The 14,461-nt window shown below is 68.1% G+C and carries 14 protein-coding genes; 12 read left to right on the top strand and 2 right to left on the bottom strand.

Features of this window, described 5'->3' with window-relative positions:
* The first annotated feature begins 79 nt into the window (after positions 1-79).
* The 11 genes from BLR21_RS24825 to BLR21_RS24775 all read left to right on the top strand — a co-directional run bounded on the left by BLR21_RS24825 (position 80) and on the right by BLR21_RS24775 (position 12,213).
* Positions 80-526 (top strand): Cg1360 family ATP-synthase-associated protein, encoded by a 447-nt coding sequence (locus tag BLR21_RS24825; RefSeq protein ID WP_090008762.1) that lies wholly within the window; start codon positions 80-82, stop codon positions 524-526.
* 150 nt (positions 527-676) lie between these two features.
* Positions 677-1,453, top strand: a complete 777-nt coding sequence (gene atpB / locus BLR21_RS24820) for a F0F1 ATP synthase subunit A (RefSeq protein WP_090008760.1) — start codon at positions 677-679, stop codon at positions 1,451-1,453.
* A 61-nt stretch (positions 1,454-1,514) separates the two neighbouring features.
* Positions 1,515-1,760, top strand: a complete 246-nt coding sequence (locus BLR21_RS24815) for an ATP synthase subunit c family protein (RefSeq protein ID WP_090008758.1) — start codon at positions 1,515-1,517, stop codon at positions 1,758-1,760.
* Positions 1,761-1,791: 31 nt separating this feature from the next.
* A complete protein-coding gene (locus BLR21_RS24810; RefSeq protein WP_090008756.1) occupies positions 1,792-2,337 on the top strand; it encodes a F0F1 ATP synthase subunit B in 546 nt (181 codons plus the stop codon).
* A gap of 3 nt (positions 2,338-2,340) precedes the next feature.
* On the top strand, positions 2,341-3,174 hold the full coding sequence (locus BLR21_RS24805; RefSeq protein WP_090008754.1) for a F0F1 ATP synthase subunit delta: 834 nt from the start codon (positions 2,341-2,343) through the stop codon (positions 3,172-3,174).
* A 45-nt stretch (positions 3,175-3,219) separates the two neighbouring features.
* Entirely contained in the window at positions 3,220-4,866 is a 1,647-nt protein-coding gene (gene atpA / locus BLR21_RS24800; protein WP_090008752.1) for a F0F1 ATP synthase subunit alpha, read from the top strand.
* Between the two features lie 8 nt (positions 4,867-4,874).
* Entirely contained in the window at positions 4,875-5,789 is a 915-nt protein-coding gene (locus BLR21_RS24795; protein WP_090008751.1) for a F0F1 ATP synthase subunit gamma, read from the top strand.
* Positions 5,782-7,218, top strand: coding sequence for a F0F1 ATP synthase subunit beta (atpD, locus tag BLR21_RS24790; protein WP_030480452.1), 1,437 nt, complete (start codon positions 5,782-5,784; stop codon positions 7,216-7,218). The genes BLR21_RS24795 and atpD overlap by 8 nt, the downstream gene beginning before the upstream one ends.
* Positions 7,219-7,342: 124 nt before the next feature.
* Positions 7,343-8,551 (top strand): MFS transporter, encoded by a 1,209-nt coding sequence (locus BLR21_RS24785; RefSeq protein WP_090008749.1) that lies wholly within the window; start codon positions 7,343-7,345, stop codon positions 8,549-8,551.
* Between the two features lie 16 nt (positions 8,552-8,567).
* Complete coding sequence (locus tag BLR21_RS24780; protein ID WP_090008747.1) at positions 8,568-10,085, top strand: ABC transporter transmembrane domain-containing protein; 1,518 nt, start codon at positions 8,568-8,570, stop codon at positions 10,083-10,085.
* A gap of 397 nt (positions 10,086-10,482) precedes the next feature.
* Positions 10,483-12,213, top strand: a complete 1,731-nt coding sequence (locus tag BLR21_RS24775; RefSeq protein WP_090008744.1) for an ABC transporter ATP-binding protein — start codon at positions 10,483-10,485, stop codon at positions 12,211-12,213.
* A gap of 71 nt (positions 12,214-12,284) precedes the next feature.
* Here the strand turns inward: BLR21_RS24775 and BLR21_RS24770 are convergent, their stop codons facing one another.
* Both BLR21_RS24770 and BLR21_RS24765 read right to left on the bottom strand, forming a co-directional pair.
* Complete coding sequence (locus tag BLR21_RS24770; RefSeq protein WP_143027861.1) at positions 12,285-13,505, bottom strand: hypothetical protein; 1,221 nt, start codon at positions 13,503-13,505, stop codon at positions 12,285-12,287.
* Positions 13,496-13,984 carry a SigE family RNA polymerase sigma factor gene (locus BLR21_RS24765; RefSeq protein ID WP_090008740.1) on the bottom strand — a complete coding sequence of 163 codons (489 nt, stop codon included), beginning with the start codon at positions 13,982-13,984 and terminating at the stop codon, positions 13,496-13,498. Before BLR21_RS24765 ends, BLR21_RS24770 begins: the two co-directional genes overlap by 10 nt.
* A gap of 106 nt (positions 13,985-14,090) precedes the next feature.
* On the opposite strand from BLR21_RS24765, the gene BLR21_RS24760 reads away from it, so the two are divergent.
* A complete protein-coding gene (locus tag BLR21_RS24760) occupies positions 14,091-14,456 on the top strand; it encodes a F0F1 ATP synthase subunit epsilon (protein WP_090008738.1) in 366 nt (121 codons plus the stop codon).
* Positions 14,457-14,461 lie beyond the last annotated feature (5 nt).

The raw sequence follows: 14,461 nt of genomic DNA, 5'->3' as shown, positions 1-14,461 counted from the left end.
GTCTTGTTTGGGGCCGCTTAACCGGCGTTAACGAGGGCTGCCCGCAGGCGCTGGAATGCGGGTTCCTAGACTTCGGGACATGAGCGACGCGGACAAGGCCGTCACGCATGAGCTGACCGTCCAGCGACTCGCCGGGGAAATGTTCCGCGAGGCCGCGTGGGCGGCGCTCGGCACGTTTGTCCTCGGCGTCGTCGTGTCAACTGTGATCTGGGGGACCGCTGGTCTCTTCGGGTCATTGATCGGTGGTGCGATCGCCATCGGTTCGAGCCTTGCCACGTTGTTGTTGATGCGCAAGACGGCGGCACTCGATCCGATGTTCGTGATGGTCGCCGCACTCGGCGGATTCATGGGCAAGCTGATCGTGCTGCTACTCGCGGTGATCCTGCTGCGCAACCAGTCGTGGCTCGAACCCAAGGCGCTGGGAATCACCCTGGTGGCGACGGTGCTCGTGACGTCGTTCCTGGAGGCCAGAGCCTCCAAGCGCAGCCGTAGTCAGATGGTGGTCCCCGCCTCCGAAGGCACCTGAGACCTGCTGATATGGTCCGCGCAGGCCAGGGACACCCGATAGCAGGGGTGCCTCTGGCAGTCGCTTGCGAACCGTAAGGTACGTTAAGTCCAGATCGTGACGATTCCCCCGGCGGAGTGAACGCCGGCCGGGAGAACCGGAAGGAACACAGTGACCAAGTTGCTGGCTTCGGGGGGCGAGTTCGTCGCTCCCGGTGTGAAGGACTTCTTCCTCCCGCCGATCTTCGGCTCGGTCACGAAGCCGATGGTCCTGCTGGTGCTGTCGATCGTGATCATCGCCGTCTTCTTCATTGCGGCGACCCGCAACCTCAAGGTCGTCCCCGGCAAGTTCCAGTTCGCCGCCGAGTCGGTTTACGACTTCGGGCGCAACAACATCGCCAGGGAGCAGATCGGCGCGAAGGACTTCAAGCCGTTCGTCCCGCTGATCCTCACGATCTTCACCTTCATCCTGGTGAACAACCTGTTCGGGCTCATCCCGATCATCCAGTTCCCCACGATGTCGCACATCGGCTTTCCGCTCGCCGTTTCGTTGCTCGTTGTTTACCCGGTGTACCACTTCGTCGGGTTCAAGCGGCACGGCTTCGTGGGCTACTTGAAGCACCAGACGATTCCGCCGGGCGCCCCGTGGTTCGTGCTCCCGCTGCTGATTCCGATCGAGTTCTTCCAGAAGTTCATCCTGAACCCGCTCACGCTGGCGATCCGAGTTTTCGCTGCCATGTTCGCGGGTCACCTCCTGCTGCTGGTGTTCACCCTGGCCGGTGAGTTCCTGCTGCTGAATGGCGGCCTGACCGTCATCGTGGCGCCGGTGTCCTTCGCCTTCGCCATCGCGCTGACCTTCCTGGAGGCGCTGATCATGTGCCTGCAGGCCTACATCTTCGCGCTGCTGTCTGCCAGCTACATCGGCATGGCGCTGGCAGAAGAGCACTGAGAAACGCAAAGCCTCCGATCCGCGAAATCTCGCGGACCGAGTTGGAAAGGGAACAGCAACAGTGAGCGCTATCCAGATCGCCCAGGACGCCGTCAACCTGAACCAGGGTCTCGCGGCCATCGGCTACGGCCTTGCCGCCATCGGCCCGGGCATCGGCGTGGGTCTGATCTTCTCCTCGGTCATCAGCGGCACCGCCCGTCAGCCCGAGGCTCGCGGCGTGCTGCTCGGCCTGGCGTGGACCACCTTCGCCATCGTCGAGGTCCTCGCGCTGATCGGCTTCGTCGTGTACTTCATCGCGACTGCCTGACCGACCTCTGATCGCGTTAGGAGAAACGGTGATGGACACCCTCATCCTGGCTGCGGAGGGTCCGGTCAACCCGGTCATTCCGCATACCTCGGAGATCATCCTCGGTCTCGTCGCGTTCCTGCTCCTCCTCTTCGTCATCAAGAAGTTCGTCTCACCGCGCTTCGAGGCGTTGTACGAGGAGCGGACGGCCAAGATCGAGGGTGGCATCGAGAAGGCTGAGCAGGCTCAGGCCGAGGCCCAGCGTGCTCTCGAGCAGTACAAGGAGCAGCTGGCCGAGGCTCGCGCCGAGGCCGCACGCATCCGCGACGACGCACGGGCCGAGGGCCTGCAGATCGTCGAGGAGCTGCGTGAGCAGGCGCAGGCCGAGTCGGCGCGCATCGTCGCGCAGGGCCAGCACCAGCTGGACGCTCAGCGCGCCCAGATCGTCGCGGAGCTGCGTGCCGACCTCGGCCGCACCGCTGTCGAACTGGCGAGCAAGGTCGTGGGCGAGTCCCTCGAGGACGACTCCCGCCGCCGTGGCACCGTCGACCGCTTCCTCAACGAGCTGGACGCCGTCGCGGCGCCCGCGAGCAAGTAGAGGCTGCCGATGACGTTGCATGCCGCAAGTCGTGAAGCTCTGGCAGCCGCGGAACTGCGGCTGCTGGAGCTGGCCGACGCCACCACGTCGACGGACGACCTCGCCAAGCTCGGCGAGGAGCTCTTCGCCGTGCTCGACCTGCTGATCGGTCAGCGGTCGCTGCGCGGCGCGCTCGCCGACGCCTCGTCCGAGGCCGCCGGTCGTGAGCAGCTGGTTCGCGGCCTGTTCGCGGGCAAGGTGAGCGACGCGACCCTGCAGATCGTGGTCGCCGTCGTGACGTCGCGCTGGTCCAGCCCGCGCGAGCTCGTGGACGGTGTCGAGTCGCTCGCCCGCACCACGCTGCTGGTGCGTGCCGAGCGCGACGGCCAGCTGGACTCGACCGAGGACGAGCTGTTCCGGCTCGGCCGCATCGTGGCTGGTTCGAACGAGCTCGAGCTGTTGCTGGCGGACCCCGCCGGTGACGCCTCCGGCAAGGTCGCGCTGGTCGACTCCCTGATCGAGGGGAAGGTCAGCCCGGTCACCAAGACGCTGGTGGACCAGCTGGTTCGCAACCCGCGCGGAGTGCGTGTGGCGGACGGGCTCTCCGAGCTCGCCGACCTGGCGGCCAAGCGCCGTCAGCGTTCCGTCGCGCACGTCCGGTCCGCCGTGGCGCTGACCGCGGAGCAGGTCGACCGCCTGACCGCGACGCTGACCACGATCTACTCGCGTCCGATCGCGCTGCACGTGGAGGTCGACGCCGCACTGGGCGGTGGCCTCTCGATCAAGATCGGCGACGAGATCATCGACGGAAGCATCGCCGGCCGGTTGGCGGCACTGCGCCGCAATCTCGCCAGCTAGCCCCCGAGCCCTTTCCCAGAACGAAGAAGTGAGAGCAGGAACGACATGGCGGAGCTGACGATCTCGTCGGACGAGATCCGCAGTGCGATCGAGAAGTACGTCTCGAGCTACTCCCCGGAGGTCAGCCGGGAAGAGGTCGGTACCGTCTCCGAGACCTACGACGGCATCGCCATCGTCGAGGGCCTTCCGGGCACGATGACCAACGAGTTGCTCGAGTTCCCCGGCGGCGTCCTCGGCGTCGCCCTGAACCTTGAGGTCCGCAACATCGGTGCGGTCATCCTCGGTGACTTCGACAAGATCGAAGAGGGCCAGGAGGTCCGCCGGACGGGCAAGGTCCTGTCCGTGCCGGTCGGCGACGGCTTCCTCGGTCGTGTCGTCAACCCGCTGGGCACGCCGATCGACGGCCTCGGTGACATCGTCGCCGACGACACCCGCGCCCTGGAGCTGCAGGCGGCTTCCGTGCTGCAGCGTCAGCCGGTGTCCGAGCCGATGCAGACCGGCATCAAGGCCATCGACGCGATGACGCCGATCGGTCGCGGTCAGCGTCAGCTGATCATCGGTGACCGCAAGACCGGCAAGACCGCGGTCTGCATCGACACGATCATCAACCAGAAGAAGGCCTGGGAGTCGGGCGACCCGAAGCAGCAGGTCCGCTGCGTCTACGTCGCCATCGGCCAGAAGGGCTCCACCATCGCGGGCGTCAAGGCCGCGCTGGAGGAGGCGGGCGCACTCGAGTACACGACGATCGTCGCCGCCCCCGCTTCTGACTCCGCCGGCTTCAAGTGGCTGGCGCCGTACACCGGCTCCGCCATCGGCCAGCACTGGATGTACCAGGGCAAGCACGTCCTGATCATCTTCGACGACCTGACCAAGCAGGCCGAGGCGTACCGCGCGATCTCGCTGCTGCTGCGCCGCCCGCCGGGCCGCGAGGCCTACCCCGGCGACGTCTTCTACTTGCACTCGCGTCTCCTCGAGCGTTGCGCGAAGCTCTCGGACGACCTCGGCGGCGGTTCGATGACGGGTCTCCCGATCATCGAGACCAAGGCGAACGACGTGTCGGCGTACATCCCGACCAACGTCATCTCGATCACCGACGGTCAGTGCTTCCTCGAGTCCGACCTGTTCAACGCCGGTGTGCGGCCGGCCGTCAACGTGGGTATCTCCGTTTCCCGCGTCGGTGGTGCCGCGCAGATCAAGGCGATGAAGGACGTCGCGGGCTCGCTGCGCCTCGACCTGTCGCAGTTCCGCGAGCTGGAGGCCTTCTCCGCGTTCGCGTCCGACCTCGACGCCGCGTCGCGCGCCCAGCTGGACCGCGGTGCCCGTCTGGTCGAGCTGCTCAAGCAGGGCCAGTACTCCCCGGTGCCCGTCGAGGAGCAGGTCGTCGAGATCTTCGCCGCGACCAAGGGTCACCTGGACGACGTCCCCGTCGCCGACATCCGCCGGTTCGTCGCGGACTTCAAGGACTCGCTGCGCCGCAACCACGCGGACCTGCTGAGCAGCATCATCGAGACCAAGAAGTTCCCCGAGGACTCGCAGAAGCGCGTTGTCGCCGCCGTGACCGAGTTCAAGAAGCAGTTCACCGCTTCGGACGGCACGACGATCGTCAACGAGGCGCCCGAGAAGGCGATGGACGCCGACAAGGTCGCCCAGGAATCGGTGAAGGTCCACAAGCCCGAGCCCACCAAGAAGTGATCTGAGCCATGGGCGCACAGATTCGGGAGCTCCGCCAGCGGATCCGAACGGTCAACTCGACCAAGAAGATCACGAAGGCGTACGAGCTCATCGCCACGTCTCGCCTCGCCAAGGCGCAGACCAGGGTCGCGGCCTCGCGCCCCTACGCGGACGAGATCACCAACGTCCTCTCCGCGTTGGCCGAGGCCTCGGCGAACCTCGACCACCCGTTGCTGTCGGAACGCGAGAACCCCAAGCGTGCCGCCGTCCTGGTCGTGACCAGTGACAAGGGCATGTGCGGTGGTTACAACTCGAACGTGCTCAAGGCCGCTGAGCAGCTGATCCAGCTGCTCAAGTCCGAAGGCAAGGAGCCGGTGCTGTTCGCGACCGGCCGCAAGGCGGTCGGGTACTTCAACTTCCGCCGTCGCGAGGTCACCGCGTCGTGGAGCGGGTTCTCCCAGACCCCGCACTACGTCAACGCCGTCGAGGCGGGTGACGCGCTGGTGGAGGCGTTCCTGGAGGGCACGGAGAACGGTGCGCAGGGCGTGGACGAGATCCACGTCGTGTACACCGAGTTCAAGTCCATGCTGAGCCAGACGCCGACCGCCAGGCGGATCGCGCCGATGGACGTCGAGTACACCGGTGAGACGCCCAAGGGCCCGCGCGCGGTGTACGACTTCGAGCCCAGTGCGGAAGCGCTGCTCGGAGCGATGCTGCCCAAGTACGTGAAGACGCGGCTGTTCTCCGCCATGCTGGAGGCAGCGGCTTCGGAGTCGGCAGCTCGTCGTACGGCCATGAAGGCGGCGACGGACAACGCGACGGAGCTCGTGCGCAACCTCAGCCGGGCGGCGAACTCGGCCCGTCAGGCCCAGATCACCCAGGAGATCAGCGAGATCGTCGGTGGCGCCTCCGCGCTTACCGGTGGCGCAGGAAGTGATGACTGACATGAGTGCTACTGCCACCACCACCCGCACCGGCCGTGTGGTCCGGGTGATCGGTGCGGTCGTCGACGTGGAGTTCCCGCGCGACGCCGTGCCGGAGCTCTTCAACGCTTGCCACGCCGAGATCACCTTCGAGGCGGTCGCCAAGACGCTGACCCTCGAGGTCGCGCAGCACCTCGGCGACAACCTGGTCCGCACCATCTCGATGCAGCCGACCGACGGTCTGGTGCGCGGTACGACCGTGACCGACACCGGCAAGGCCATCTCGGTTCCCGTCGGCGACGTCGTCAAGGGCCACGTCTTCAACGCCCTCGGTGACTGCCTCGACGTGCCCGGTCTCGGCCGGGACGGCGAGCAGTGGGGCATCCACCGCAAGGCGCCCGCCTTCGACCAGCTCGAGGGCAAGACCGAGATCCTCGAGACCGGCATCAAGGTCATCGACCTGCTCACCCCGTACGTCAAGGGCGGCAAGATCGGCCTGTTCGGCGGCGCGGGTGTCGGCAAGACCGTGCTCATCCAGGAGATGATCACGCGTATCGCGCGTGAGTTCTCCGGTACGTCGGTGTTCGCCGGCGTCGGTGAGCGCACCCGTGAGGGCACCGACCTCCTCCTCGAGATGGAGGAGATGGGTGTTCTCGCCGACACCGCCCTGGTGTTCGGTCAGATGGACGAGCCGCCCGGCACGCGTATGCGCGTCGCGCTGTCCGCTCTCACGATGGCGGAGTACTTCCGCGACGTGCAGAACCAGGACGTGCTGCTCTTCATCGACAACATCTTCCGGTTCACCCAGGCCGGTTCCGAGGTCTCGACCCTGCTGGGTCGTATGCCTTCGGCCGTGGGTTACCAGCCGACGCTGGCGGACGAGATGGGTGAGCTCCAGGAGCGCATCACCTCGACGCGCGGTAGGTCGATCACGTCGCTGCAGGCCATCTACGTGCCCGCGGACGACTACACCGACCCCGCCCCGGCGACGACCTTCGCCCACCTGGACGCGACGACGGAGCTTTCCCGTCCGATCTCCCAGAAGGGCATCTACCCGGCCGTCGACCCGCTGTCGTCGTCGTCTCGAATCCTCGAGCCGTCGATCGTCGGCGAGGAGCACTACCGGGTCGCCCAGGAGGTGAAGCGAATCCTGCAGAAGTACAAGGAGCTGCAGGACATCATCGCCATCCTCGGTATGGACGAGCTGTCCGAAGAGGACAAGGTCCTCGTCGGTCGCGCGCGTCGTCTCGAGCGCTTCCTCGGCCAGAACTTCATCGTGGCCGAGAAGTTCACCGGTCAGCCCGGTTCGTTCGTGCCCATCAAGGACACGATCGAGGCGTTCGACCGCGTGTGCAAGGGCGAGTTCGACCACTTCCCGGAGCAGGCGTTCTTCTCCTGCGGCGGGTTGGACGACGTCGAGGCCAACGCCAAGAAGCTGGCCGGCAACTGAGCTAGTTCTTCTGCCGAAGGGCCGTTCCTCCTTTGTGGAGGGACGGCCCTTTTGGCGTTTCCCAGGACGCACGTTTCCGGTGGATGGAAACCGGACTCCCGGTCGCGGGCCCTGACGTCGCACCATGCTCGGCATCACCAGGGCCCTCGACGAGGAGGAAAAGCGCGTGAACAAATGGGTGTTGCCGCTGTGCTGGACCGCGGTCCTGCTCGACGGCTTTGACCTCGTGGTGCTCGGCACGGTGATTCCTGTGCTGTTGCAGGAGAAGCTGCTCACGACGGCGAGCGCCAGCGTGGTGTCCACGGCCGGTCTGGTCGGGATGATGCTCGGTGCGCTGATCATCGGGACCATCACCGACGTCATCGGCCGGCGCAAGGTGATGATCTACGCCGTGGCCGGGTTCTCGGTGTTCACGCTGGCCTGTGCGTTCGCGCCGGACGCGACGACGTTCGGGATCCTCAGGTTCCTCGCGGGGCTCGGCCTCGGTGGCTGCCTGCCGACGGCGATCGCGATGGTCAACGAGGCTCGGCCGCGGCAGGGCGGCCGAGCCACCACGCTCATCATGACCGGGTATCACGTCGGCGCGGTCATCACGGCGCTGCTGGGGATCGTGCTGATTCCCGTCCTCGGGTGGCGGTCGTTGTTCGTGGTGGGGGCGCTGCCCGCGCTGGTGCTGATTCCGTTGATGGTCAAGCACTTGCCGGAGACGGCGGCGCGCACGGCTCCTGCCTTGGAGGCGGTCGGATCGCTGTTCAGGCCCGGGTTGCGGAAGGCGACTGTGTCGTTCTGGGTGGCGTCGTTCATGGGGCTGTTGCTCGTGTACGGGCTGAACACGTGGTTGCCGCAGATCATGCGCAGCGCCGGGTACGAACTCGGCACGGCACTGGCGTTGCTGCTCACGCTCAACATCGGTGCGGTGGTGGGACTTCTGATCGCCGGAGCGGTCGCTGACCGGATCGGGATCAGGCCCGCGGCCATCGGGTGGTTCGCGGCCGCCGTGGTGTTCCTGGCCCTGCTGAGCATCAAGCTGCCGGGTGTGGGCGTTTACGTGGCCGTGTTGCTGGCCGGGTGCTTCGTGTTCAGCGCGCAGGTGCTCGTTTATGCCTATGCGGGGCGGGTTTACGAGGACAACCGGGCCACCGGCATCGGATGGGCCGCGGGGATCGGGCGGTTGGGTGCCATTAGTGGACCGTTGCTCGGCGGTGCGTTGCTCACGGCTGGATTGGCGCACCCGTGGGGCTTCTACGCGTTCGCGTTCATAGCGGCGTTGGGCGCAACGGCCGTTGGCGCGATTGGGCTGAAGGCGAAATCGGTCGTGACGCCCGCCGGGTGATGGCAAGGTCAGGTGCATGGCCCGACACGTTCCGTACGACGACCCGGGGACACCGGACGTCCGCTCGCCCTGGCGGTACCTGTGGTGGCTCGTGCTCGTGCAGCGCGGGCGGGTGCTCGCCGGGGCGTGGTGGGGCTCGCTGTCGATGTGCGGGCTGATCCTGCCGCCGTACCTCATCTCGCGGGCCGTCGAGGACGGTGTGCGGGGTGGTGACCGGGCCGCGTTGCTGTGGTGGTGCGGCGCACTGCTCGCGGTGGCGGTGGGGCTGGCCCTGGTCTTCATCGCCCGGCACAGCACGATGACGTTGGTGCGAACCGATGCCGCGTTGCGCACGGCGCAGATCGTCGTCCGGCACGTCACCCGGCTCGGCGGAGTCGTGCGGCGGAAGCTGTCCACAGGGGAGCTCACGTACCTGCAGAACGGCGACACAGCGCGGATCGCGCACGCGCTGACCAGTACCGGGCCCGGAGTGGGTGCCGTGGTGGCGTACGTGGCCACGGCGGTGTTGCTGGTGCGGATCTCGCCGCTGGTCGCAGTCGTGGTCCTGCTCGGGGTGCCCGTGCTCGCCGTGGTGACGGGGCCCGTCCTGCGGCGGTTGCACGCCGTGGAGGCCGAGTACCGGCAGCGGCAGGGGGAGCTGAGCTCGCGGGCCGGCGACATCGTGGGCGGGCTGCGGGTGTTGTCCGGGATCGGCGGGAAGCCGGCGTTCGAGGCGCGGTTCCGGGCCCTGTCGCGGGAGGTCATCGAAGACGGCTACCGGGTGTCGGCGTGGCTGAGCTGGGTGCAGGCGCTGACGTGGGGACTGCCCGCGTTGTTCCTCGCCGTGGTCACGTGGATCGTGGCGCGCATGGTGGTCACCGGTGCCATCTCGATCGAGGAGATGGTCGCGGTCTACCTGTACGTCACCACGTTGACCGTGCCGGTCGCCTTCTTCATGGAAGGAGCGGATGCGATTCCCCGCGCGCTGGTGTCGGCGCGGCGAGTCATCGACGTTCTCCGGTTGCAGCCTGAGGAGAAGGACGCCGAGGCGGTGCCGCTGGACGTGAAGACCGGTGCGTTGACGGTGGTCGTCTCGGCGAACTCGGCGCTGGCGAAGGACGCTGTCGAACGGTTGCCGGGGGTGGTGGCGGACAACGACGACTACCTGTTCGCGGGCACCGTGCGCGAGGCGGTGTCGGTGGCGGTGCACGGTGACCACGAGCTGGACGAGGCGCTGTACGCGGCGGCGGCCGTGGACATCGTGGCGGCGTTGCCGGACGGCCTCGACTCACACCTGGAATCGCAGGGGCGCAACGTTTCCGGCGGTCAACGGCAACGGCTGCGGCTCGTTCGGGCGTTGCTGAGCGAACCGGAACTGCTCGTGCTGGTGGAACCGACATCCGCGCTCGACGCGGTGACCGAGGCCGCGGTGGCGAAGAGGGTGCGGGAGAGGCGGCTGGGGCGGACCACGGTCGTCGTGTCGTCCTCGCCGTTGTGGGCGGGCCAGGCGGATCAGGTCGTGCACCTGGGGTCTGGATCGAAGTCTGACCCGTGACAGCCGGGCCCGAGGCGGCCCCTGGCGGCACGGCCGGCCAACGCCGGTATGCGGGCCGTCCGGCCAATACCGGTATGCGGGCCGTCCGGCTAACACCAGTGTGCGGCATGGCCGGCTAACGCCGGTGTGCGGGCTGTCCGGCCAACACCGGTATGCGGCATGGCCGGCTAACGCCGGTGTGCGGGCCGTTCGGCCAACGCCGGTATGCGGCATGGCCGGCCAACGCCGGTATGCGGGCCGTTCGGCCAACGCCGGTATGCGGCATGGCCGGCCAACGCCGGTATGCGGGCCGTCCGGCTAACACCGGTATGCGGGCCGTCCGGCCGCACAACCAGGATCCACCTCAAGCGCGACTCTCATCGAACCAGACTTCGACACAGACCCCAGGGGAGAACCGATGACCAGGCTGCCGATCGCGGACCGCCGGGAGGTGCGGCAGGCGGCGGCGCGGCTGCTCCGGGGCGAACGGCGCGCGCTGGCCGTGGTGCTCGTGCTCACCGCGCTCTCGGCGTTGTCGGGCCTCGTCGGGCCGTATCTGCTCGGCAAGATCGTCGGCGGGGTGGAGGCCGGTTCCCTCACCCTGTCCACTGTGGACCAGCTCGCGCTCGGGGTGCTCGGTGCGGCCGCGCTGCACCTGGTATTGGTGCGGTACAGCGCGTTGCGGGCGGCGAGACTCGGCGAACGGTTTCTGGCCTCGTTGCGCGAGGAGGCGGTGACGCGCACGCTGGCGTTGCCCGCGCGAGTGGTCGACCGGCTGAGCACCGGCGACCTGCTGAGCCGCGTGACGAGCGACGTCGGCACGGTCGGCCAGGCGTTGCGGGACAGCGTGCCCGAGGTGCTCGCGGGCGCCGTGCACCTCGTGGTGGTGTTCGTGGCGGTGTTCTGGCTGGATCCCGTGCTCGGCCTCGTCTCCCTGGCCGGGATGCCGTTTGTGGTGTGGGTGGTGCGCTGGTATCTCGCCCGTGCGCGCGACGCGTATCTCGCGGAGAGCGAGGCCGCCGGCGACGTCGCGGAGATGTCCGCGGCGGTGGGCGAGGGCAGCCGGACGATCGAGACGTACGGCCTGAGGGCCCGGATTCTGGCGGCGGCGGACGGCACCATCGCGCGGTCGTACCGGGCGCGGCTGAGGACGCTCGCGCTCAGGAACGTGCTGTTCCCGGTGACCACCTTCGTGAACACCCTGCCGGCCGCGCTGGTGCTGCTCGTCGGCGGCTTCTTCTACGCGGCCGACGGCGTGCGGATCGAGGTCGTCGTCACGGCGGTGCTGTGGGTGTGGCGGCTGGTCGAGCCGATGGACCGCATCCTGTTCTGGGTGGAGTTCCTTCAGCGCGGCGGCGCGTCGTTCGCGCGGATCGAGGGGATCGGGGCCCACGCCGAACCCGCGCCCGCCGTCCGTGAACCGGACAGCGACCGCATCGAGGTGAGCGGAGTTCATTACTCCTATGTGGACGGCCATGAGGTCCTGCACGGTGTTGACCTCGTGGTGCAGCAGGGAGAACGGCTGGCGATCGTCGGCGTCTCCGGCGCGGGCAAGTCGACGCTGGGCCGGTTGATCGCGGGCGTCGACCGCCCTGGTGAGGGTTCGGTGCTCGTCGGCGGGGTGTCCGTCGCTGATCTCACGGCAGCCGGTGAACAGCGGATCGTGCTGGTGACGCAAGAACATCACGTGTTCATCGGCACGGTCAGGGACAACCTCGCGATGGCGGCGCCGGACGCTCCGGACGACCGGTTGCTCGAAGCGTTGCGCACCGTCGGCGCGGGATGGTTCGAGGAGTTACCGGAAGGCCTCGAAACGCTGCTCGGTGCGGGTGGCGTGGAGCTGGATCCCGCGCAGGCACAACAACTCGCGCTCGCACGCGTCGAGGTCGCCGATCCGCACACGCTGGTGCTGGACGAGGCGACGTCCTCGCTCGACCCGGCCACGGCCCGGCACGCGGAGCGCGCGATCGCGGCTGTGCGGGAGAGACGCACGGTGATCGCGATCGCGCACCGGTTGCAGACCGCGCGTGACGCCGACCGGATCGCGGTCGTCGACTCGGGCCGGATCGTGGAACTGGGATCCCACGACGACCTGGTGGCCAGGGACGGCACCTACGCAACGCTCTGGCGCTCCTGGCACGGTGCCTAGCTCGCGTCCGGTAAGCCTCGTCCGGCGGCACGCGCTCGCCCGCGCCTCTCACCGAACGAACTTGCAGGACCCTAGGCCAAAGGAACCTGGACCGAGTCGCCGTTCGGCCGTTCGACGGCCACCTCGGTCGTGCCCGCAGGTGCGATCCACACGTCCGGCCGCCGGTCCGGACCGATGCGTGCGCCGAACTCGGCCACGACAGTGCCCAAGTCGCCAGGTAGCCGCACCCGTGCCGGCAGCGGCGCGGTCCTGTTCACCGCGCTGCCGGCCAGGCCGCCGTCGAACGTGCCGTTCGCCCGGTAGAGGGCGGCGTACGTCTCGCCGTTCGCCTCGAAGACGGAGACGAACCTGCCATCCGGCAGCCACGCCTGCACCTGCCACCTGCCCCACTCGTAGTCGCGCACGACGTAGTCGAGCACTCCGGCCCTCTGCATGTCCCGGTGCGAGAGCATCGACTTCATCTGCGGGTGTTCGTCCTGACGGTTCGTCGCCCAGACGTTGTCGGTCCAGCCGAGGCCGGCGTGCGGCTGGAACGCGCCGTCCGGTCCGTAGTCCGGCTTCGCCATGAGCGGTTCGCTGAGGAAGTCGTCGGCGGCGGGCCTGCTGTCGGACCGCACGAACACCGGCCGGTCCGCCTGCTGTGCGCTCACCACGGCCACGCCACCTCCGCTGGACTCGGCCGCCTGCCACTGCCGCGACAGCCGGCCGTCCCCGCCGCGCACCGGCCGCTGTGACCAGTAGACCGTCCGGCCGAGGTTCAGCACGACGTTCGTCGACTCGCTCGCGCCGAAGCGGTACAGCCCGCGCTCAGGTTCACCGTCGAGGAGCACCTCGCGATCCACGACCTCGTTCATCGCGACCAGGCCGACGAGGGTCTTGGGCGTGGGTGTGCTCGCCACCCGGACCGGTTGCAGGATCAGCACCGCGGGGCCGTCCGGCGTGCTGCCCGCCCAGAAGACGCGTGCGGGAGCCGAGAAGTCCGTGATGCGCTCCGGTGCCTTCTGTGTGCTTTGCCACACCTGCAGAGCGTGCTCGACGTCCTTCCGGCTGGACGCCAGGTCGCCACTCGTCGCGGCCGTCAGTCGCGGATCGCGGGTGGTGAAGCCGCCGTGCTCGTCGGAACGGGTCACCATCACCCCCGCCGTCACTCCGGCGAGTAGCGCCACCGCCGCGGTCACCGCCACCAGCTTGCGCGTGTGCCTGCGTCGTCCCCCGGCCATCACGTCCCCCACGAATCCCGGCCGCACGTCGAGTTCCGCCGTGGCGGCCTCCATTGCCTGCTTCAACTCCACGTCAGCACCTGCTCACCCATCAGTTCGCGCATGCGGGCGAGGCCGCGCGAGGTCTGGCTCTTCACCGTGCCGACGCCGCAACCGAGTGCGCGCGCGGTCTCCGCCTCACTGAGGTCGTCGAAGAACCGGAGCACCAGAACGGCGCGCATCTTCTTCGGCAACTGCGCCAGCGCACGCACCACGCTGTCCGCGTCCACGACCTGTTGCTCGTGCCCGTGCGCCGGAGGTACCGCCCCCGGTTCCAGCGGTGCCTCCGGTTTGCGCGAACGCCGGCGCCAGCGGTTCGCGGCCGAGTTGGCCAGTGCGGCGCGTGCGTACGCTTCAGGTGAGGACCTGATCCGGTGCCACTTGCCGTACATGCTCATGAGGACGTCCTGCAGAATGTCCTCAGCGGCGCCTTTGTCGCCACCGCACAGCAAGTAGGCGGTGCGCAACAGTGCCTGCGACCGCAACGCCACGAAGTCCTCGAAGTCCTGCATGTCCCCCCTTCGGCGGTCGTCGAAGGTACTGACACCGGGCGGGGCGGCAAGGTTGTCAGGCGACCGTTTAGACTCAGTTCGACTCCAGACGACGAGGGAGATACGCGTGGCCGAGATGACCGTTGAACTGGTCGCCGTTGAACGCCGTTTGTGGTCCGGTAAGGCCACCTCTGTTTCGGCGCAGACCACCGAGGGCGAGATCGGCATCCTGCCCGGTCACGAGCCCGTGCTCGGCCAGCTGGTCGAGGGTGGCGTGGTGCGCGTGCGCACGACGGACGGTGGCCTTGTCACCGCCGCCGTGCATGGTGGCTTCCTCTCCGTGACCGGCACCGGCGTATCGATTCTCGCCGAGGACGCCGAGCTCGCGGGCGAGATCGACGTGAACGCGGCGCGCACGGCGCTGCAGGACGCGGACGACGCAGAGCGCGCACGAGCGGCAGCGCGCGTGCGGGCCGTGGAACAGTCGGCCTGAGACCG

The organism is Lentzea albidocapillata subsp. violacea (assembly GCF_900100275.1).
GTDB classification, from domain to species: Bacteria; Actinomycetota; Actinomycetes; order Mycobacteriales; family Pseudonocardiaceae; genus Lentzea; species Lentzea violacea.
This window is presented reverse-complemented; position numbering and strand designations above follow the sequence as displayed.